Below are 22,474 nucleotides of genomic sequence, written 5' to 3' on the forward strand. Positions count from 1 at the left end.
AAATCAACTTACCGATTCGGATTCTCAAAATAAAGGAGATTGTTAAACGATGAATTCATGGCCAATTACACCTGCTACGGATAAGAAGCCCAAGCCTGCCGCTGATCAATTGGGCTTCGGGAAATATTTTACCGATCATATGTTATTGATGGATTATACAGATGGATTGGGATGGCATCATCCACGGATCGTTCCTTATGGACCACTGGTGCTTGATCCTTCCGCTATGGTGTTGCATTACGGTCAAGAGGTCTTTGAGGGCATGAAGGCTTATCGGACACCGCAAGGGAAGATTGCGCTGTTCCGTCCTGACATGAATTTGCGGCGGTTGAATGAGTCCTGTTCCCGGATTAGCATGCCACAGGTGGACACGGAGGAAGTACTTGAGGGGATTCGCCAACTGATCGAGCTGGAGAGGGATTGGGTGCCGGAAGGCGAAGGCAATTCGCTCTATATCCGTCCCTTCATGATTGCGACTGAAGCAGGGCTTGGCGTGCGTGCGTCCAGTGAATATCAATTGATCGTTATCCTGTCGCCGGTTGGTGCTTATTATGCCGAAGGGATTCACCCCGTTCGCATTTACGTGGAGGATCAGTATGTACGGGCCGTGCGTGGAGGAACCGGGGAGGCGAAAACCTCAGGCAACTATGCCGCCGGGATTAAAGCGCAGGAAGTGGCCAAGGAGTTTGGCTTCTCACAGGTATTGTGGCTGGATGGTATTGAGAACCGCTACGTTGAAGAGGTTGGCAGTATGAACGTGTTCTTCAAGATTGGGGATGAAGTTGTTACACCGGAACTGAACGGCAGCATTCTAGCTGGAATTACTCGTAATTCGGTCATCAGTTTGCTGGAGGAATGGGGGATTACGGTCAAACAACGGAAAATTTCGATCTCTGAACTGTTTGAAGCACATGAGGCTGGTACCCTACTGGAGGCATTCGGTACTGGGACGGCTGCGGTCATTTCGCCCATCGGCAGCATGCAGTGGGAGGGCCGTGAGATTGAGATTTGCGGTGGACAAACCGGAGAGCTGTCCCATCGGCTCTATGATACGCTCACGGGTATCCAGCGGGGAGACCGTGAAGACCCTCGGGGCTGGAGATACACGGTTTGTGAAGCCTGAGACGGCCACGGCAAGCCAAGTACGACAAATGATGGAACTTGAGAAGGAATTCCATAGGAACATAGCGAATTAGGAAGGATGGTGATGTTAGGCAAGGAGGGGTAAGATTTGCATACCGCCGAGTTTTCCAGATTGCTGGACCTTATCGTCAAGGACTATCAGACTCATATGGAAGAGGAACTGGCTCCGACGTTGACCACGTCCCAGCTTACCGTGCTGGAACTGCTGGAGCAGCAAGGAAGCCTGAAGCCGTCTGACCTCATTCCATTCCTATCCACAACGCCTGCGGCGGTTACGATGCTGCTGGATCGGATGGAGCGCGGGGAATTGATTCGCCGTGACCGGGATGAGCATGATCGACGGAACGTGTGGGTGTCCATTACGGATAAAGGGCAAGCTGAGGTAGAGCGGGGCGTTGCTGTCCGAAATGCTTATTTGAGCGGAGTGCTTGATCGCATATCCACCCATAATCAACAGTTACTGGTTTATTTGCTGGGGAAGATCTCCGGAACCAAATAGGCGGAATTAATGACAAAGGCGGGAGCCTGGAGCAGATGCTCCAGAACTCCCGCCTTTATGTTACCTCACTTTAGAATCCGTTCTCTCCTGCACGAAGCATGTCTGCCAACTGGCTAAACGTTCGTTCCTCCCAGAGGCTCCACGGATACTGACGCGGAGGGGGGGAGACCAGGTCGATGGGCTCCTTGGTCACTGGATGGGGAAAGCCGACGTACATTGACCATAAGGCGATTTGCTGACCAGGCTGGTTCAGGGAGGCTCCATATTTCTGATCGCCGTAGAGAGGGCAGCCGAGATGACTCAATTGCACCCTGATTTGATGCGAACGGCCTGTGTGCAGTTCTACCTGGACAAGACTCAGGTTGTCTGCTGCTGAGCTGCCCAGCACCCGGTAATCCAGTCTTGCATCCTTCCCACCGGGCGTTCCCGCCGGGACGACGGATACCGTGTTCGTTCGCTCATCCTTCAATAGCGTATCAGACAGTGCGCCTTGCGGTTGCGGAGGCGTCCCGTGTACGATCGCAACGTAGGATTTACCGAATTTGCGGGTGCGAACGGTTTCGGCAAGCCGGGAGGCGGCCTTGGACGTCTTGGCGAAGATCATTGCGCCGCCAACCGGGCGATCCAGCCGATGCACCAGACCTAAGTAGACGTTGCCGGGCTTGCCGTAGCGTTCCTTAAGATCGGCCTTGAGCAAATTGAGCAGATCGGGGTCACCGCTGGCGTCCTCCTGGGTAGGGACATTAACGGGCTTCTCGATGCCCAGCAGATGGTTGTCTTCGAACAGGATAGCCATGCCCGGCTTGCCTGTCGTCCGCATAACCGGAGAGCTCATCACTATTCCTCCCAGCGTCCGAGTATGCCGCAAGGCAGGTGAAGCCCGGATCGTGTAATCGGCAGTCCCAATTCTCCTGCCGAAATTTGCCCGCCGAACCGCTTCTTCACGGTCATGGACAACATGTTATTCAGCACCGTTGGGGAGATCCCAGTCGTATAAGAATTGATCAGGAAGAACAGCGGGTTGTCGGACAGAATGGAGAGACAGGATTCCACGAAGGGATACAAGCTGCTCTCCAGCTTCCACATCTCGCCGCCCGGACCACGTCCATAAGACGGCGGGTCCATGATGATGGCATCATAGCGATTGCCACGTCGCTGCTCGCGTTGCACGAACTTGAATACGTCGTCCGTAATAAAGCGGACGTGTCGGTCAGTCAAGCCGGAGAGTGCCACGTTCTCCTTGGCCCACTGCACCATGCCCTTCGCGGCGTCGACATGGACGACGGAAGCGCCCGCTGAAGCGGCTGCTACCGTCGCTCCGCCGGTATAAGCGAACAGGTTCAGCACTTGAATCGGCCGCCCCGCTGCGGAGATCTTGTCCATCATCCACCGCCAGTTGGCGGCTTGCTCGGGAAATAAGCCCGTATGCTTAAAGCTAGTCGGGCGAATATAAAATTTCAGGCGGTCATAGGAAACGGTCCAGCGTTCAGGCAACTGCTTCTTCATGTCCCACTGCCCTCCGCCGGAGGAACTGCGGTGATAATGACCGTGCACCTCGCGCCACTGATGATCCTCTTGGGTAATTGGCCAAATGATCTGTGGATCAGGTCGGCGTAAGATGATATCCCCCCAGCGCTCCAGCTTCTCACCGTTCCCGGTGTCCAGCACTTCGTAATCTTGCCAATCGTTGGCTACGTACATGTAATAATCCTTCCTTCCGTACGCCTAAAGCGAACAGCCCTTGCCGGGCTTTCCATTCCATAGGTCAGTTGATTCGGTAGTTATTGTACCTTATTTAACTGTGCTCATGCCACCATCTTGGAGAAAACTTCTTCAATTTATGCGAAAACTGTGATAGATTGATCAACATACTTACATAGCCGAAAAGATAGGAGAGAGATCAAGAGATGCTGCGCCGTTTTTTCTCATATTACCGTCCATACAAACATTTATTCATACTCGACTTTACCTGTGCCGTGGTCGCGGGCTTGCTGGAGCTTGGATTCCCGATTGCGGTCAATCAATTTGTCGACAAGCTGCTGCCAGGGCAGAATTGGTCGCTCATTATGTGGGCCTGCGTCGCTTTGCTGGGTATTTATGTCCTGAACACGGGGCTGAATTATATCGTGACTTATTGGGGGCATATGCTCGGAGTCAACATTGAGACCAATATGCGCAAAAAGATGTTCGACCATCTGCAAAAATTGTCCTTCCGCTTCTACGATAACAATAAAACCGGACATTTGATGTCCCGAATTTCCAACGATCTGGACAATATCGGGGAGGTTGCCCACCACGGTCCGGAGGACGTATTCATCGCGGGAATGACGCTTATTGGCTCATTCGTGCTGATGCTGACGATTAACTGGAAGCTGGCCGTGCTTACCTTCCTCGTTGTCCCGATTATCGTCTGGGCGGCACTTTATTTTAACCGGAAAATGACTTCGACGTACCGTGGTTTATTCTCGGCGCTGGGCAATTTTAATTCCCGTGTTGAAGAGAACATCGGTGGTATCCGTGTAGTTCAGGCATTCGCTAACGAGCAGCATGAGCAGGGATTGTTCGAGGAGAACAATAATGCTTACCGGGCTACCAAGCTTCGTGCTTACAAAATCATGGCGGGCAGCCTGTCAATTAACTATATGCTGATGCGACTCGTTTCCTTGTTCGTCATGGTCTGCGGTACCTATTTTGTCATTCAGGGCGAGCTATCCTATGGAGAATTTATCGGCTTTCTCCTACTGGCTAACGTCTTTATACGTCCGATTGAGAAAATCAATGCGATTATCGAGAGCTATCCGAAGGGGATTGCTGGGTTCAAGCGGTATTTGGAAATTATGGATACGCAGCCAGATGTGGCTGATGCACCTGACGCTGTCCATGTTGGCTCCTTGCAGGGAGATATCCATTTTGACCGGGTGTCCTTCGGTTATGAAGGCTCGTCCCGGGTGCTGGAGGAGATTAGCCTGAAGATACGTCCCGGCGAGACCGTGGCTTTTGTGGGTCCCTCCGGCGCGGGCAAGACGACATTGTGCAGCTTGCTGCCACGCTTTTATGATGTCAACGCCGGAGAGATCACCATCGACGGGATGGACATTCGCAAGATGACCCTAAACTCACTGCGGCGTAATATTGGGATTGTGCAACAGGATGTCTACCTGTTCTCGGGCACGATACGCGAGAATATTGCTTATGGCAAGCTGGAGGCGACGGAAGAAGAAGTGTGGGAAGCCGCTCGGCGAGCGCAACTGGAGGAATTTATCCGTTCCCAGCCGGAGGGTCTGGAGACGGTCATCGGGGAGCGGGGGGTGAAGCTGTCCGGAGGACAGAAGCAACGTCTGGCGATTGCCCGTATGTTCCTGAAGAACCCGCCGATCCTCATTTTGGATGAGGCTACTTCTGCGCTGGATACAGAGACGGAACTGGCCATTCAGCAGTCATTATCTGAATTGGCGATTGGCCGTACTACACTCATTATTGCACACCGGCTGGCAACCATTAAGAATGCCGACCGGATCGTGGTGGTCACCGAGGAAGGAATTTCCGAGCAGGGGCGCCATCAGGAATTGATTGCGGCCGGAGGTCATTATAGCCGCTTGCATCAAGCGCAATTCGGCCAATTGCACGGTTGAGCTTAACAGAAGGGAGAGGTTAGAGCATGAATATCATTGAGATGGAGCGCGTAATTTGGGAGCGTGAGGGGAAGTCGGTATTAAGCGGAATCGATTGGACAGTACGGCAAGGGGAACATTGGGCGTTGCTAGGTCTTAACGGATCGGGAAAAACAACGCTGCTGAATATGCTGTGCGGCTACTTGTGGCCAACGTCAGGCAAAATCAGTGTCTTGGGCAATCGGTTTGGCGAAGTAGACCTTCGGGACCTGCGCAAATGGATTGGCTGGGTCAGCTCGTCCTTGCAGGAGCGGCTGCATGGCGGACAGAAGGGCGAGGATTTGGTGGTGAGCGGTAAATTTGCAACCATTGGCTTGTACGAGCAGCCAAGCCCTGAAGATTACGAGCGGGCATTTGGATTGATGGAGCGGCTTCGTTGTGCGCATTTGCGGGGGCGTACTTATCAAACTTGCTCACAAGGCGAACGGCAGAAGCTGTTGATCGCACGCGCGCTTATGGCGGCACCCAAGCTCTTGATTCTGGATGAGGCGGCGAACGGGCTTGATTTTATTTCTCGTGAGGAGTTGCTGGAGAGTATTTCCGAACTGGCAACCGAGCCGGATGCACCTCATATGCTCTATGTTACGCATCATACTGAGGAAGTGCTGCCGATCTTCAGCCGAACCTTATTGTTGCGGCGGGGGGCGACCTTTATGCAAGGGCCAACGGAAGAAGTGCTGAATGAGAAGCATTTATCCGAATTCTTCGAGGTGCCTGTAGCCCTGCACTGGAATCAGGGACGGGCCTGGTTGTCGCGGAAATAACTTTTTGCTACCAATGGCGTCCCTCTCCCGTATTACATGATATAGTTAGCGGGCAACAAGAGAATAGATCATATTATCATGTGGAGGGGTTAAATAGATGGAACAAGGAACTACGAAGAAACCGAAAACGAACATACCCATAGGAAGAATGGTATCGACTGCTGTATTGGTCGTCGTGTTACTGGTCGTGGGGTCTAGCAGCTATGCACAGGTGGAATATGGTCATGTTGGCTTGTATAAGACATTCGGTAAGCTGAATAGCAATATTTTAACACCCGGCATGCATTTAAAGATTCCTTTTATTCAGACGGTCATTCAAGTGAATACGCAGGTAACCAAGACCGAGACGGATACGACGGCATCTTCCAAGGACTTGCAGCCAGTATCCACTCATGTGTCGGTGAACTATTCCGTGAACAAGGATTCGGCATACAACCTGATGAACAATATTGGTGGGAACTATGACACTGTTATTATTAATCCGGCTGTACAGGAGATTGTGAAGGAGGTTACGGCCCGCTATCAGGCAGAGGACCTTATTGCCAAGCGGGATGTGGTGGCTAGCGAGATTAGTGAGCACTTGACCGCACGGTTGGCTAAATACGATTTGATTGTCAATGAAATCAACATCGTCAACTTCAAATTCTCCGAAGCGTTTAACCAATCCATTGAAGCCAAACAGGTTGCTCAGCAGCAAGCGCTCAAGGCGAGCAATGACCTCAAGCGGATTGAGATTGAAGCCAAGCAGAAGATCGCTCAGGCTGAGGCCGAGGCGGAATCACTCAAGCTCAAGAAGCAGGAAGTGACACCTGAATTGGTGCAATTGAAGCAAATCGAGGTCCAGGAGAAGGCGCTGGAAAAATGGGATGGCAAGCTGCCGCAAGTCACGGGTGGAGCAACTCCATTTATCGATATCCAGTCCTTAACCGGACAGTAAAATGAATCAGATTAGACATCTGCCGCCGGGCCAAAGGCCCGGCGGTTCTTTGTGTCATTAGCTTGATTGGCATGGATTAATTTGTGAGAAAATGCATATCTCAAGGTCTAAATGCCTAATGAACATTGATTCTAAGGTGCACTATGATTCATAAATCCCACCTTAAGCACTATTAAGGAAATGAGGAAAACGCTCGATATTTATAGGTAAGAAGAATTTGATTCGGCGTTCGTCCGCGTTCGAGAAGAGGAGAGGGGAAAACATGAGAACCCATGTCATGGAGTTACAGGAAGGAGATCGGTTGAAGACGGATATTTTCAACCGGGCTGGGCTGCACATACTTCCCAAGGGAACCAGTATACATACGGAGGAAATTGCCCTCCTGATTCGGCAAAGCATTGACTATGTAGATATTGAACTTCGCGAAGGGGAAGCGGTATCTGCTTCCAAGGACCCTAAGGAATTTACTCAGCGTCTGAGAGATAATTTCTATTTTACACTCAAGGGGTATCAGTCCTTGTTCCTGGAGGCGCTCACAACCGGGAAGTTCAACCAATCGATGGTCGACCGCCATTTGGTGCCCATGCTTGAGGTACTGGATCGCAATAAGGATGTTGTGTCTTTGCTGATTGCCTTTAGCGAAGAGGATGTAACCATTTACAACCATTCCTTGCAGGTAGGTCTTTTATCCTATTACATTGCTACCTGGCTGGGTTATTCCCCTGAGGAATGTTATGAAGTCAGTAAAGCGGGTTATCTGCATGATATTGGAAAGAGCAAGGTCCGCCAGTCGATTCGCAATAGCGATCATGAATTGACCAAGGAAGAGCGGGAAGAAATGAAGCGCCACACGACTTACGGGTATGAGATCATTCGGGAATCGACCGGAGAGGATATCACGGCTTTGGTAGCCTTGCAGCATCATGAATACGAGGATGGCTCAGGGTATCCGGGTAATTTGCCGAAGGAGAAGATTCATCCGTATGCGGAGATCGTAGCGGTGGCTAATGCTTACATTGGCCTCACTTCGCCGGATGAGAACCGTAATCGTCAGGACCTCTTGACGGTGCTGCGGAAGATTTATGAGCTTGGGTTCGGCAAGCTAAATGAGAAGGCTGTCCAGGCGTTAACGCGCAATTTGCTGCCTAACTTTATCGGTAAGCGGGCCAAGTTGAGTAACGGAGAGACGGCTACCATTGTGTGGAACAATCCGATGGACATCTTCAAGCCGCTGGTGCAGGTCGATGAGGAGCAGTTCCGCGACTTGTCGCGCGAGCGTTCAATTGATTTGGAGCAAGTGTTTATTTAATAGATTAAAGATCAGACTGATAAAAGGCAGCGGAGCAAATGCTCTGTTGTCTTTTTTTGCGATATATTATACTTGGCTCAGGTTGTTCACTTATCTCATCCATAGAAAGGAAGATAAACATCATGTTCTTGTATGATCATGCGCAAGTGGAGAAAATACGGAGTAACGCATTGGAAAGGGAACAGCGTGGTGAGATAGAGGCTTGGCTATTGGAACTGATCTATGATGCGAAGTTATTCAAAGCGTTTGTTCCGCAAGAGCTTGGCGGACTTGGCGCCGGGATGCCGCAGGCGCTACGGCTGTTTGAGCGGGCAGCCTGGATTGACGGTGCCTTTGGGTGGCTTGTGACGATTGGCGCGGGTGGTGGGTTCTTCTCCGCGACCTTGCCGGAGCAGGAAGCAGTGGCGCTATTCTCGGGCCGCGACGCGGTGCTTGCAGGCAGCGGGATGCCGACGGGGATGGCGCAAAGGACGGATGGCGGATACATCGTCAGCGGGGAATGGAAGTATTGCAGCGGATCGACCTATGCGAGCTTCTACACAGCGAATTGCATGATTGAAGGGGAAGGGGAGCCGCGTATGCGTTCCTTCGCCTTCCTGCCGGAGCAGGTAGAGATCATACGCGACTGGAATTCCCTTGGGCTGCGAGCCACTTCCAGTCATTCTATCAGGGTGCAAAGCTCTTTTGTGCCAGAGAGCATGACGTTTGATATCGCTAGTGAACCGCGCTATGACGATCCGATTTATCGTGTTCCATTCCTGCCGTTTGCTCAAACCTCGTTTGCGGCGGTATCGATAGGGATTGCTCGTCATTATCTGGAGGAATGCCGAACCTTCGTCACCGGAAAAGCTTCGGAATGGAGCGAAACTCAGCCTGGTCGTCTGGAAGCTCTGCTGGCGGCGGTGGGCCGTGAAGAACAAAGGCTGACTGAAGCAAGCGACCCGTTCCATACTACAGTTGAATCCTCCTGGGAGGCGTTCGTTCAGGAGGGGGAACTGTCCCCAGAACGTTGGGACGAGGTCGGGCAGGTCAGCCAGCAGGCAGCCAGCACAGCGCGTAGCGGCGCACAGACGGTGTTCCCGCTACTTGGTATGACGGGCTTGCTGCAGGAACATCCGCTGAACCGCACCTGGCGGGATTTGCATACGGTGACCCAGCATTCCGTGCTTCTGAGTCTATAGCCTGTAGCCTGGATGAAGGCTGTGGGAGGAATTCAAGCCCTTATCCCTATTGTGTATCTTGCACATTCCCCATATAATAGCAGTAATTTTTAGCTAGAGCTAAGGTTCTGCTTATGTCTAGGAAGGAGTGTCACGATGAGGACAAAGGGTAACTTGAGTATATTATGGTTAAGAGGAACGGCTATGAGCTTGGTATTGGCATTGTTCCTGGCTGTACCGTCTGCAATGGCGGCGTCTGAAATTAAAGTATATGTCGATGATCAGCAGGTATCTTTCTCCATTCATCCCCAAGTGCAAAATGGTTCTACGATCGTCCAATTGCGGCCTTTAATTGAGGCATTAGGCATTAAGGTGGACTGGCAGCCTAAGACGGGCACGGTACAAGGACAGAAGGGGGAGAACCAATTCTCCCTTATTATTGATAGCCGTAAGGCTAAGGTCAACGGCAAAGAGGTTGCGCTGGATAGTCCGGGTCGCGTCCGGAATGGGCATACGCTTGTACCGCTTCGCTTCATAGGAGAAGCGACAAGCGCGGTGGTTGGCTGGAATCCAGGCCAGCGGGTTATTCAGGTCTTTAGCCCCGAATATATCTCCAAGCAGGGCTGGGATCAGGCTGAGGCGCAGCGTAGAGCGAATCAAGCTCAGTCCTCCCAGCAAGGACAGGAGCCAATTCCTTCCGGGCAAGGAGTTAATGGTCTGTATGCCCGGCATTCACTTGATTTGCAGGGAACGGCCGGTTGTGGTGGCGTATGCTGGGGTACTTTCTATTTCGTTGATGATCGCTATGTTGTCACTGAATTGCCCGAGACAGGCGTGGATCAGATCAAAGGTAGTGAGGGCGGCGCTCTAACTTATCAAATTAAGGGTGACCAATTGGTCTTGGGCAATGGCACTACTCATACCTTGAAACGGGGTACCAACGGCTCGCTCGTCATTGATGGCGAGGAATACACACGCTATGGACCGTCAACGGGCAAGAAGCTGGATGGGAAATATGAAGCTAGCGGCTATACTGCTTTGCCTGGCGGAGGCGGGTTAGCGAAGACCAATACGCTGATTTTCCGGCCTGACGGTAGCTTTGTGGATAGCCAGTGGACGGGAAGTACATCTGATGGTTCCAGCGACACAGGTAATGATACAGGCACCTCAACAACCATTACTGGCGCTTCGGAGGCCTCTGGTACGTATTCCATTTCCGGATACACCATCACTCTCCAGTACAAGGACGGCACGAAGGTACAGCGCATGTTCTTTGTGGCTGGCAACGATGAGAAGCTGCTGCGTATTGGAGAAGGTGATTATTTGTGGCAGGATGTCATTCCACCTTATCAGAACCAGTTAGTTGAGGCAGGTATGGTTCATAAAGAGGTATATAAGGAAAGAACACCTGATTTCAAGGAAGAGCAGGCAGGGATTCAATTCCGTATGCCGGGCTACCAATGGGCTAAGTTGAGTGTCAAGCCTGCTTATGCCAGCAACTTTAGTGATTTTGGCAATTCGGACATTATTGAGTTGACTGTTAAATATGTGGTCACGAATAATACGAAGGAATCGATTAATGTCAATGCGATAAAAACATCCATTCGCACAACAGGAATCGAGGCTGCACTGCAAGAGACTACGAACTTACGTAAGCCCGTGCCTGATGAATTGAAGGCAGGAGCAAGCATAGAGAGGTTGGCCATCTTCTTATTGCCCGCAGAGCTATTGGAGCAAGTAGATAGTATGGAGATGTCGATTGCAAACGTAGAGAATGCGAAGGGGCAGGATTTGCTGCAAGGAGAATGGGTCGGGTTTTCCATTTTTGATTAATTATAAGAGGGCCTGCATGCTAGTTTATTGAACTGGCTTGCAGGCCCTTTCTCTTTCCCGATCACTCTGTTTTGATCCGTCGCAGCAATTAATGATATTTGCAAACAAATGTCCTCTTTCAGTGAGGGTTATAGTGGCTTGTCCGGATTAGCTTCTCCCAGTTGAAGCAGCGTATGGGCCACCTCAACGCCGTTTACCAGCAGGGCAATCCGGTGCTCGCCAGGGTAATGCCGCCGAGTTGTAAGGTCGGCCCAACTGTGACGGCGAGAGCTGCCCAGCTTCGTACTCCCCGGAACGGTCTTGTCGGAGAGCAGGAACAGCTTGCGCGAAGTACGTCCACTTGATTTGACGAAGTCGATGCCATATTCAATGCGCACTTTAGCTGGCTCGCCTGGACGAAGGGTCAGCTCATAGTGTAGCTCGCTGGAATCTCCGATTCGCAGGGTAGCCGGATTTGCTGAGATAGCAGCGGATTGAGCCAACGGTTCATTTCCGCTTGCCTGGGCATAACCGAACAGTTCCAGCGCAGCCGGGCCGGCCTTGCGGACCAGGGTTCGGCAGCCATGGCGGACGATCCAGTCGGTGTGAGGGTGCGTGCCTTTCCAGCGATGAGCCAGAGCAAGCACCAGTTCTGGATGATCCTTCGCAATATCGTTAAGGTTGTTGGCTACGCTCTTGCGTACATATAGACTAGGATCGGCCTTAAGTTGCTCCAGAATGGGAAGAATGGGGGCCGGGTCCTGCTTGAATGGTACCAGCGCTTGTCCCCAAGGCAATCGGGGCCGGCAGCCTTCACTAGCTAGTCGGCGAACGTGTTCATCGTCGTGCTTGGACCATTCCTCCATTTGTTGCATCATTCGTCTAGGATCTCGCAGTATAAAAGAGCGAACGGCAAACTCAGCAGAGGATTTGGGCGTAAAGCGTTCTAACGCTTGCATGGCCAGTGGCCAGTCCGCTTCGCTGCTGCCGAACACCTCCACAAAATCAGGGAAGAACAAATAAGGGAAGCCCGTGCAGTCTTCATCCACGGCATACAATACCTTCACGGCATCCGCAAAGGTCGAAGGCAATTGCTGTCCCAGTGTTAGCGTGATTTGCCGCATTCGGGCCTTTAACTCGCGCTCTTCCCATGTGGTATCCATTGTATCTGCCACAAATTGCTCGGGATCAAATGGTGGATAAGCGGCATGGAGTTTATCACCGAATCCTCGTAAAAAGGCTTCGCTATATATGGATTTTAATGTCTCGGCCATCTTTAAATCCCCCTGTTCCTGTACAGACTTCAGGGTTATATTCTACTATGTGCCGGGGCTACTGTCACGTGCTGGGCCGTAGCTGTGGGAGCTCATCCGGTTCTTTGCTGGTTCCAGATAGGTTCGGCGTACACATTGATCAAGTCGCTGCCACATTCCTTGCCCGTATCGTAGGAGCGGTTGCCCAGCACTTGCTGGAAGTCTTCCAGCTTGACCGCAAGGGTAGCCGGGTCTTCCTGGCTGTGATGCAGCCATTGGGCAAGGGCATGAAGGACCTGTCGTCCATCTTCCAATGCCTGTTCCCAAAGCTCCCACACACTTTCCCGGCGGATCTCGGAATAAATGGCGGAATGTCTCCATTCCTGTCGCTGCTCGTTTAGATAATCGGGGATATCCTGATTGGAGAGGAGTGAAGTTGAGGGATAAAGGAGTTGCCCCAGCACCGGAGGAACCAATGATTTCTTCCAGCCACTAGGGTCGTAAAGCAGGCGATGTGCGAGCACCATGTCCTTATAGGCTTGTTGCCAGCCGTGGAAGGATAGACCGGCTATCTCGGGAAAAAGGCTTAATGATGTGTCGTGTAAAATTTGGCGAATCGACCGGGGAAGTCCTTGAGTGAGCTCAATCTTCTTCCAGCCCTGCTCATGGGAGATATCCACTTGCTTGGCACGATATAGGAAATGAGCATCCAGGGCAATTTCAAAGCGTTGATGGTCCAGACGCTGGTAGCCTGCTTTCCAGTTAATATAAGGGTGTAGATTGCGATCCAGCAAATGATGGGTCAGAAATCCGAGGAAATACATGAAGGCTGGAGTCTGCTCTGGCTCGGATAAGTGCAGACTTCTTTGCCACAAATCAATCAGGGTAGGGCCGCAGCTTTGGCTGTGCATAAGGTTGCCGAGATGGGTCATGCCACTTGGCTTGCGCCAGGACAGGAAGCCATGGAAGAGGAGAAAGTCCGGTCCCTGGCAACCCATTTGATAGAGGTTCTCATGGTGATGGAGCTGGTTCAGAAATGGCAAGCGGTCTCGAAACTCAGTAGCAAGCTGCCGACCATATTCAATATGCATCCAAAGGGCTGGCATAAGCTTTCCTCCCGCTAAAATGATGAGTTGATTCTCTTCCCCACAGCATAAGCAACGGGTATTATGGGAGCGTAAAAAGCGATGTGCCTTCATGTAAATATTGAAGGACATGAGAGCGAGGAGTTGCTGCCTTTTGTTGCTGCATTTTCAGGGAAAGTGCTAGGATAGAGGGATAGGGAGTGACGAAAATGTCGGAAGTAAAAACAAATGCGATGCGCATACTGGACAAATCCAAAATTGAGTACAAGATTCATATATATGAGGGACAGGACAAGCCCGTCTCTGGCACCATGGTAGCAGAGAAAATCGGGGAAGCGTCCGAGAAGGTCTACAAGACGCTGGTTGCCCACCATGGCACAGATTATTTTGTGTTTGTGATTCCGGTGGCAGAGGAGTTGGATTTGAAGAAGGCGGCCAAGGCTGCGGGAGTCAAGAAGATTGAGATGCTTCCGCTCAAGGATTTGCAGGCTGTGACGGGCTACATTCGCGGCGGCTGCTCTCCGGTGGGCATGAAGAAGCTGTTCCCGACGTTCATTGATCGCCTGGCTGAGCGTTTAGATACATTGTTGGTTAGTGCTGGCAAAATCGGGATGCAAGTGGAGCTTGCTCCAAGGGAGCTTGTCAGCCAGATTAGAGGGCAATTTGCTGCATTAATCCGTGACGCAGAATAAGGATTTGATTCGCCCTTAACAATCGGTGTCTATAATCGGGGTATACTCCAAATAAAATGCGTGTTCAAAAAGTCGGGTTTACTCTCAAATAACTCCGTCATGGAAAGACGACTTTTTGAACTACCTCTAAAAGGTGGCTGATGTGATGGGCATTCATACGTACTTTCGATCACTGAACGAATTAGAACGCATTTACCGCTGTCCGGGCAAATTCAAGTTCGAGGTGCATAGTGTGGCAGCGCACTCCTGGAAGGTTGTGCAGTATGCGAAGACACTGGCTGATATCGAGGAGCAGCACGGTACGGCTATCGACTGGAAGAAGCTGTACGAGATTACGAGCAGCCATGATTATGGAGAAATATTTATCGGTGATATCAAGACGCCGGTGAAGCATGCGTCCATTGAATTGCGTAATCTAATCCTCCAGGTGGAGGAAGGGATGGTTCACAATTTTATCGAGGAGCATATTCCCGAGGAATTCAAACCAACTTTTCGCCGTCAGTTGCGTGAAGGGAAGGATAATTCCGTAGAGGGACTGATCCTTGAGGTCGCTGACAAGCTGGATCAAGTCTACGAGGCGTTTGCTGAGCTGCTGCGGGGGAACACCGAGAAGGAATTCGTCAAAATGTATCGTGATGCTCTGATCAAGATCAAGCAGATCAAGCTACACTGCGTCGATTATTTCCTGCGTGAGATACTGACTGACATGGTCAATGAAGAGACGATGTCAGCCATTGATATCAAACGCATTACTCAGGAAGCATTGGCTAGCTAAGCCCTTACAGGTAAGGGGCAATACAGCTTCGAAACACATGGACCGGAGGACGGTCTTTTTTTCGTTTATCGTCCGTTAACACAACGACGGTATTAAGTCGCGGTATAACGTAGATGAACTGTCCACCGTAACCCTGGGCGAAAAAATAATCAAAGCCAGCGGACGCACCAGAGCTTCCCTTGGGCCCTGCCGCATAGGTGTCTGTCCACCAATGCCAGGCATAGCAGCCGCGGCGTGGTGCTTCTACATCGATGGCAGGCTGCACGGATAACGTGGATAGCTCGGAACTGATCAGGCGGCGACCGTTCCAAACGCCCTGATGCAGATAGAGCAGCCCGAACTTGAGCAGGTCAGCCGGTCGAAGTGATAGTCCAAAGCCGCCGGTATGGATGCCTTGCGGGTCCTGCTCCCATTGATAGGCTTCAATGCCCAGCGGGCCGAACAGATAACGCTCGGCAAATTCGGTGGTAGGCATCCCGGAGGCCTGGACCAGAACAGCCGACAGCAACTGTGAACAGCCGGAGTTATACTCCATTCGGTCCCCCGGACGATCTGCCATGGGCTGCTCCAGGGCAAAGCGGACCCAATTCGGTGAGCGGGTCATACGCGGGAATGAATTATGACCGCCAAATTCCGTCCAGTTCCACCCGCCGGACATGGTGAGTAGATGGCGCAGGGTAATATCCCGCTTGCGCTCGTCCTTGTCGTCCTTCAACGAGGGAAAAAATTCGCTGATTCGAATATCGGGATTAGGCAAGAGCTTCCGGTCCATAGCGATACAGATCAGCGCCGACAGAATGCTCTTCGTACAGGAATTAATCTTGGCGATTTCATTTGCCGTATGTACGTCCCGATAATGTTCAAGCGCAAGCTGCCCCTGCCGGCTGATCAAGCAGCTTCTCAGGAGGGGTACCAAGGCTGAGGAAATGGCAGACAGGTTCATGATGCGGTTCCTTTCTCAGGTTAATAGTTATTAATGACGCGGGGCCCAAAGCATGATGGAAACGCCAACGAGACAAATAGCCGCTCCTGCCCAATCATAGGAGTCCGGCGTCTTCTTATCGACCCACCAGCCCCAGAGGACGGCCAAAATGATAAATACTCCGCCATAGGCGGCGTAGACGCGTCCGAAGGCCGGGAATTTCTGCAAGGTGGGAATGATGCCGTAGAGCATCAGAATAATTCCCCCGGTTAGTCCGTACCAGAGAGGTCTGGACTCGCGCAGCCAGAGCCATACCAAATAACCGCCGCCGATCTCTGCTAGCCCGGCCACGATGAACAATATGATGGCAAATATCATGATCCCATTCCTTTCATCACCTAGTTCCTTGATTGTATCATGGTTCCCGCAAGATGAAACCTTTATGATAACTATGGCCTTCACGGCCAATCTCGGTTAATATAAATATTAAATTTTAAGATATCATAGGGAAAGTTCAATTGGAATATTCAAGTGAAGGGGAGAAATTGAAGATGGACAGAGTGCAATCGCAGGAACAATTTGAACAATTGGTGCAAAGAGATCAGTATACGGTGATTAAGTTCGATACTATCTGGTGCCCGGACTGCAAAACCCTTGACCGCTTTATGGGTGGCATCGTGGAGGAGCATGGGGATAAGGACTTCTATGCTATGGATGCAGAGGAGTTTCAACCGTTGGCGGAGGCGAATGAGGTCCGAGGGATTCCAAGCTTGCTGGTTTACCGGAATGGCGAGAAGATCGCGCATCTGCATAGTAAATTTGCCAAAACGCCAGGGCAGGTTAGAGAATATCTGAATAGCTTGGAATAGCAGGAGCGACTAGCTAAAGGGATTTGGTATCGCTCTTATGAACAGGCAGTAGCCGGAGCAGGAGAGGTCGCTTTGGCGCTGCCTTTTTCATGCTCATTACCGGAAATCTGCTGTTACGTTAAAGGAGTGCAACTTTGGGATTATATCCTTTGAGATGGATTAGTCCTAATAGCCTAATTTATAAAATTCATGGGGTTAACTCTTCAAAATTAAGGACATATGGACGATAATCCAAATGGAGTGGTATATTTCCCACAAATTCCCACCAGCACAACCGTTTCATCAAGCTCATACATACAGTGGGAAGATCGACAATGAAAGAGGTGTAAAGGCAAAGAGAGTGGAGAGTGGAAAGTGGAATGGAACTAATTTATTCAGTCAGACAAACAGACAAAAAGGAGTGGAATTATGCAGCAATGGTTGAGCCGCAAACGTAAGCCCCGTATGATGTGGGCACATCTGATGATCGCTGTCCTGTTAGTGGTGAGCAGTGTTCCTATGTTCCCTGCACCAACAGCACAAGCGGCAGGAGAAGAGGACTATTTATTATCGTTATACAGACCCGTTTACAGTTCCTCAGCATTGGGTGGAAATACAGCGGATCTGGCGGTGGATGGTAGTGAGAACACCCGCTGGGAAAGCGAATGGCAGAAGGACCCGCAATGGATTTACATGGATTTGGGCGCGAGCGCAGACATCTCCAGCATTTCTGTCCTGTGGGAGAACGCCTACGCTACGGAATTTGCCTTCGAGGTGTCTGATGATGAGATTCACTGGACTCCTGTGTACTCCACAATGGAGGGCAAGGGTGGATTAACGGAGGTGGATGTGTCCGCGAAAGCGCGCTTTGTCCGCTTGTATAGCACAAAACGTGCACAGCAGGCTTACGGGATCTCGTTATTTGAATTTAACGTGTACGGAACCGGTGGAGCAAATCAACCGCCTAAGCCCGAGGCCGTGAATTTAGCACTCGGCAAGGAGGTCGTGGCTTCCTCGCTGGAAATTGATGAGCCTAGCCGCTCGGATGAAGACAAGGCCAAGATGGAAGAGCGTAATTATTTGGCCAAGAATGCTACCGATGGGAATCCCGATACTCGTTGGTCTTCCATTTACAAGGATAATGAATGGATTTATGTCGACCTGGGGGCCGTAAGCGAGATTGGCAGCGTCTCCTTGAGTTGGGAAACCGCCTTTGGCCGCGCCTATGACATTCAAGTGTCTGACGATGCTCAAAGCTGGACAACCGTGTACCGCGAGCTGAATGGGTCCGGGGGTCGGGATGAGATTCCAGTCTATGCCCAGGCACGTTATGTAAAAATGGCGGGCCATGGTCGTGGCTCTACTAACGGTTATTCGCTGTATGAGTTCGGCGTGTATGGCTATCGCGAGGGAGATGCCAAGCCAGTCCACGATATTCCGGCTATTCGCGATATAGCTACAGTGCAGGTTGGAGCAGGAAGCTATGAGATGAATGATGTCACGATGCTGTCACCGAAGAATCCGAAATACCGGACCTCTGAGGTTCAGGCTCCGATTCCGTCCAATGATTGGTGGCAATCCATACTGATTGCTAACCTGGGCGATGGCAACAGCCTGGTCAGACTTCCGTTCAAGAACCGTTATACTCGTCAGGGATTAAATATCCTGAACCCAGGTGCCGGGTACGCCTCGGCTGATGGTGGTTCCATCGATGCAGATGGTCCTCCGGATTTAATCTTGTCCACTAGCAATATGAATCCGGCCGAGGTGGTAACCAAGATTGCCGGTTATGGCGACTATTCTGCGACGGTAATCATGAGCGACGATGATACGGCGAAGATGAAGACAACGTTTGTCAAGGGTTCGCCCTTCTTATACAACACGTTCGAACAACCCGATGCGGCGGTTCTGCAATCGGCGAACATTACAAGGTTGTTCGATGATAACAATGAGCCGATTCTGCTGAATGACGGTGACGTACTGACGGCCGATCATATCGGTATTGAAGTCACGAACCGGGACAATGCGCCAACACCGCAAACGTTCGTGCGCAACTATGGCGTTTATGCCCCTGAGGGCACCTTGTTCATGAAGCTGGGCAATACAATCAAGATCAAGTTCGGGCAAGGTGGGGATTATTTGTCGCTGGCGACCCTGCCATCGGCAGAGGAATTGTCCAACTATTATCGCCACGCGTATGCCTTCGTGACGGATACGACGGTTACCTATGACTATGACCAATCACAATCTCTGGTTACGACAAGCTTCCGTTCAACGACGGAAGTCAAGCGTCCCGATTTTTCCGGGGACACCTTGATGGCATTGCTTCCTCATCAATGGAAAATCGCAACAACGCCGCTGACGGAACTGACTTATCCATCCATTCGCGGTCTGATGCGTGTCAGTGAAGGGAATTCTTTTACGACACAAGACCGTTTCTACGGGATTATTCCACAGTTCGTGGAGCCGGATGATTCGACTTATTCCCGAGCACAACTGATGGGTTATCTGGATCAGCTTGATGCGGATATGGCGAACGGTCTGATGAGTGATGATCCTTATTGGCAAGGTAAGAAGCTACACCCGCTGGGGTTGGCTGCTTTGATTAGTGATCAACTGGGCGATACGGAGCGCAGGGATCGGTATTTGTCCTTCCTGAGAACGATTCTGACGGACTGGTACACCTATTCGCCGGATGAACGGTTCCATTCTTATTATTTCCATTACAACGATGTATGGGGATCGATCTTCCCTTATGGTAGTGGATTTGGTGTGAACACCGGGCTAACGGACCATCATTTCACTTATGGCTATTATGTCTTTGCATCGGCAGTCCTTGCTACGTATGATGAGGAATTCCTGCGGGATTATGGAGACATGGTCGAGTTGCTCATTCGTGATTATGCTAACCCTTCTAAGACGGACGATCTCTTCCCTTGGCTGCGGAATTTCGATCCGTATGAAGGTCATTCCTGGGCAGGTGGTTATGCTGACAATCGCAGTGGTAACAACCAGGAAGCGGCAGGAGAGTCCTTGTTCAGTTGGGTTGGGCAGTATATGTGGGGCGAGGTCACAGGCAATGATGCCCACCGGGATACCGGTATTTGGGGATTTGTGACGGAAGAAAAAGCCGCCGAGCAATACTGGTTCAACTATGATCATGATAACTGGGTAGAAGGATATAACCACGCAACAGCAGGTATGGTGTTCGGCAGTGCTTATCTATACGGCACGTATTTCTCCGGAGATCCGGAGCATATTTATGGCATTCACTGGCTACCGCCAGCAGAATGGATGACTTATTATGGTCGTGATCCGCAAAAAACAAATGACCTCTATGCAGGTATGATCAAGGACCTTGGCGGTCAGTCGGAGCGTACCTGGCAGCATATCATCTGGCCATTCCAGTCGATTGGCAACCCAGAGGGTGCACTGGCGAAGTGGGATACACAGAATATGCAGCAAAATGAAGTGTTCAACGCCTACTGGTTCATTCACAGCATGGTATCGACAGGAACTCGTACGATGGATATCTGGGCAGATGATCCAGCCGTAACGGTCTACGAGAAGGACGGCGTCTATACGGCGCAAATCTGGAATCCATCGAATGAGCCGAAGACGGTGCTTTTCTATAATGCTCAGGGAGCCTTGGGTTCTGCCACGGTGTATGCCAAAGCGCAAGTGAAGGTGAATCCGCTGGAAGACACCGTGCTGGAAGGTCCTGATCCGTCCCAGGGTGTTAGTTACCTGGACCGCAGCGATTGGACGATTACGGCTTCTTCCAGCTCAGAGCCAACTGAGCGTCTGATTGATGGCGATTTGGCTACACGTTGGTCTTCGGGGCAACTGCAAGTGCCCGGAGATTGGTTACACATTGATTTGGGTTCGGAACAGGCATTTGATACCTTGTTCATGAATTCAGGCACGAACTGGGGCGATTATGCTCACGAATATGACGTGTTCGTCTCCGATGATAATGAGAACTGGCAACAAGCGGTAGTTGGGGCGATCGGTACCTCCCCAAGCTTGGCGGTATCCTTGGGAGAACAATCGGTCAGATACGTCAAGATTGTATTGACGCAGCCGGCAGATAGCTGGTGGTCGATCTCCGAACTGAAGCTGGCTAAATTTGGCGGGGGTGCTGTTGAGCAGCCATTGCCGCTTCCGGTGGGCAGTCCGCTTGCGGAACGTTCCTCCTGGGTTGTAACTACCTCCTCTACACATGGAGGAGATGTGGCGGATAACATGCTCGATGGCGAGCAAGGCACGCTCTGGAGCAGTGGGCGTCCACAGGCCAGTGGCCAATGGATCAAGATTGATTTGGGATCGGTCAGTGAATTTGACCAGATCGTACTTGACCCGGGCCATTCGCGTGAAGACTATCCTCGCGAATATCGGCTGTATGTATCTGAAGATGGTGAGAGCTGGGACGAACCAATCATTGGCGGCGAGGGCGAGCCTGGAGTCTTATCCATTACGTTCCCCCAGCAACGGGCACGTTATGTGAAGCTGGTGCAAATCGGTGAGGCAGACAAATGGTGGTCCATCTCCGAGCTAACCATTCATAACTATGGTATTGGCCGGCAGAAGCAGCTTCTTAATGAGGGATGGAAGGCTACGGCTTCCTCCGGTGAGGAGGCAGCAGCCATGCTGGACGGCCGCGAGGATACACGCTGGACCTCTGGCCGTGAGCAAGCTGGCGGTGAGTGGATTGAGCTGGATCTTGGCACTGCACAGCGAGTAGATCAAATTGTACTGGACAGCGCGCATAGCCGTGATGATTACGGTCGAGGCTATGAAGTATATACTTCCCTGGATGGGGAGGTGTGGGGGAGTGCTGTTGCTTCCGGTCAAGCTGAGAGTCCGCAGGTTACCGCAGCATTTCCGCTAGCGCCTGCACGGTATATCAAGGTAGTACAAACAGGAAGTGATTCACACTGGTGGTCCATAGCCGAGGTGAAGCTGTATACAGCCGATACGGAAGTGTGGGTACCTGCTGAAGATGAGGTCTCCCTTCCTGACGAGCTTGATCGGACGGAGTGGACGGTTACGGCATCGACGTATGCTGATGTGGATGCACTGCTGGACAATCAGGTGCATAGCCGCTGGACGACTTCTGAAGGACAGCGTCCGGGTCAATGGATTCAGCTTGATCTGGGACGTGAGCAGCGTTTCAATAGCCTGTTGATGGACTCTACCGGGAGTGAGAACGACTACGCTCGAGGTTATCAAATTCATGTATCCCTTGATGGGGAACAGTGGGAGCCTATTCGTGCTAACGAAGGAACGACTTCGCTGATTCAAGAGACCTTCCCGCAACAATATGCCCGGTATGTCAAGATTGTTTTGACCAAGGATATGCCTGCATGGTGGTGGTCGGTTTCGGAGTTAAAGTTGTATCGTTAGAGCGTTAACAGGTACTTGAAACCATCTCAAACAGCCTATGTTTAAAAAACATGGACGTAGGCTGTTTGAAGGTTTCTTTTTCGGTTTATATAAGATAGAGATTATAAGAAAAAGGACTGTACATAAATTGTGTGAAAAAATACACAATTAATGTGAATTTAGTCACATGTATAGATTACAGTTTTTTTTATAATCTAA

General features: G+C 51.1%; 18 protein-coding genes. 12 read left to right on the top strand and 6 right to left on the bottom strand.

From position 1 onward, the window contains the following. Positions 1–49: 49 nt before the first annotated feature. Entirely contained in the window at positions 50–1,123 is a 1,074-nt protein-coding gene (locus AC1VOR_RS10175; protein ID WP_482617496.1) for a branched-chain amino acid aminotransferase, read from the top strand. Positions 1,124–1,231: 108 nt separating this feature from the next. Next, positions 1,232–1,642 (top strand): MarR family transcriptional regulator, encoded by a 411-nt coding sequence (locus AC1VOR_RS10180; protein WP_482617497.1) that lies wholly within the window; start codon positions 1,232–1,234, stop codon positions 1,640–1,642. Positions 1,643–1,712: 70 nt separating this feature from the next. On the opposite strand, the gene AC1VOR_RS10185 is transcribed toward AC1VOR_RS10180, so the two are convergent. Then, positions 1,713–2,477, bottom strand: coding sequence for an RluA family pseudouridine synthase (locus tag AC1VOR_RS10185; RefSeq protein ID WP_482617498.1), 765 nt, complete (start codon positions 2,475–2,477; stop codon positions 1,713–1,715). A gap of 2 nt (positions 2,478–2,479) precedes the next feature. Continuing rightward, complete coding sequence (locus tag AC1VOR_RS10190) at positions 2,480–3,343, bottom strand: class I SAM-dependent methyltransferase (RefSeq protein ID WP_482617499.1); 864 nt, start codon at positions 3,341–3,343, stop codon at positions 2,480–2,482. A gap of 206 nt (positions 3,344–3,549) precedes the next feature. On the opposite strand from AC1VOR_RS10190, the gene AC1VOR_RS10195 reads away from it, so the two are divergent. The 6 genes from AC1VOR_RS10195 to AC1VOR_RS10220 all read left to right on the top strand — a co-directional run bounded on the left by AC1VOR_RS10195 (position 3,550) and on the right by AC1VOR_RS10220 (position 11,316). Beyond that, positions 3,550–5,274 (top strand): ABC transporter ATP-binding protein, encoded by a 1,725-nt coding sequence (locus tag AC1VOR_RS10195; RefSeq protein ID WP_482617500.1) that lies wholly within the window; start codon positions 3,550–3,552, stop codon positions 5,272–5,274. Between the two features lie 26 nt (positions 5,275–5,300). Beyond that, complete coding sequence (locus tag AC1VOR_RS10200; protein ID WP_482617501.1) at positions 5,301–6,077, top strand: ABC transporter ATP-binding protein; 777 nt, start codon at positions 5,301–5,303, stop codon at positions 6,075–6,077. A gap of 97 nt (positions 6,078–6,174) precedes the next feature. Next, positions 6,175–7,014, top strand: a complete 840-nt coding sequence (locus tag AC1VOR_RS10205) for a prohibitin family protein (RefSeq protein ID WP_482617502.1) — start codon at positions 6,175–6,177, stop codon at positions 7,012–7,014. A 262-nt stretch (positions 7,015–7,276) separates the two neighbouring features. Next, complete coding sequence (locus tag AC1VOR_RS10210; protein ID WP_482617503.1) at positions 7,277–8,323, top strand: HD-GYP domain-containing protein; 1,047 nt, start codon at positions 7,277–7,279, stop codon at positions 8,321–8,323. 122 nt (positions 8,324–8,445) lie between these two features. Then, positions 8,446–9,504 (top strand): acyl-CoA dehydrogenase family protein, encoded by a 1,059-nt coding sequence (locus tag AC1VOR_RS10215; RefSeq protein WP_482617504.1) that lies wholly within the window; start codon positions 8,446–8,448, stop codon positions 9,502–9,504. A gap of 183 nt (positions 9,505–9,687) precedes the next feature. Continuing rightward, positions 9,688–11,316, top strand: coding sequence for a copper amine oxidase N-terminal domain-containing protein (locus AC1VOR_RS10220; protein ID WP_482617505.1), 1,629 nt, complete (start codon positions 9,688–9,690; stop codon positions 11,314–11,316). 128 nt (positions 11,317–11,444) lie between these two features. Here AC1VOR_RS10220 and AC1VOR_RS10225 read toward each other — a convergent pair whose 3' ends face one another. After that, entirely contained in the window at positions 11,445–12,569 is a 1,125-nt protein-coding gene (locus AC1VOR_RS10225) for a DNA alkylation repair protein (RefSeq protein WP_482617506.1), read from the bottom strand. 92 nt (positions 12,570–12,661) lie between these two features. After that, the gene (locus AC1VOR_RS10230; RefSeq protein WP_482617507.1) at positions 12,662–13,654 is read right to left on the bottom strand and encodes a zinc dependent phospholipase C family protein; all 993 of its coding nucleotides are present in this window, start codon (positions 13,652–13,654) and stop codon (positions 12,662–12,664) included. A 188-nt stretch (positions 13,655–13,842) separates the two neighbouring features. Here AC1VOR_RS10230 and ybaK point away from each other — a divergent pair, with 188 nt between their 5' ends. Next, entirely contained in the window at positions 13,843–14,325 is a 483-nt protein-coding gene (ybaK, locus tag AC1VOR_RS10235) for a Cys-tRNA(Pro) deacylase (protein WP_482617508.1), read from the top strand. A gap of 145 nt (positions 14,326–14,470) precedes the next feature. Next, positions 14,471–15,100, top strand: coding sequence for a YfbR-like 5'-deoxynucleotidase (locus AC1VOR_RS10240; protein ID WP_482617509.1), 630 nt, complete (start codon positions 14,471–14,473; stop codon positions 15,098–15,100). Positions 15,101–15,104: 4 nt separating this feature from the next. Here AC1VOR_RS10240 and AC1VOR_RS10245 read toward each other — a convergent pair whose 3' ends face one another. Then, on the bottom strand, positions 15,105–16,043 hold the full coding sequence (locus AC1VOR_RS10245) for a serine hydrolase domain-containing protein (RefSeq protein ID WP_482617510.1): 939 nt from the start codon (positions 16,041–16,043) through the stop codon (positions 15,105–15,107). Positions 16,044–16,073: 30 nt separating this feature from the next. Next, positions 16,074–16,400: a YnfA family protein gene (locus AC1VOR_RS10250; RefSeq protein ID WP_059052731.1), complete on the bottom strand. Its 327-nt coding sequence runs from the start codon at positions 16,398–16,400 to the stop codon at positions 16,074–16,076. A gap of 173 nt (positions 16,401–16,573) precedes the next feature. On the opposite strand from AC1VOR_RS10250, the gene AC1VOR_RS10255 reads away from it, so the two are divergent. Further along, a complete protein-coding gene (locus AC1VOR_RS10255) occupies positions 16,574–16,891 on the top strand; it encodes a thioredoxin family protein (RefSeq protein WP_482617511.1) in 318 nt (105 codons plus the stop codon). Positions 16,892–17,299: 408 nt separating this feature from the next. Continuing rightward, entirely contained in the window at positions 17,300–22,276 is a 4,977-nt protein-coding gene (locus AC1VOR_RS10260; RefSeq protein ID WP_482617512.1) for a discoidin domain-containing protein, read from the top strand. The last annotated feature ends 198 nt before the right edge of the window (positions 22,277–22,474 follow it).

This window comes from Paenibacillus sp. 1SOY10 (assembly GCF_056836745.1).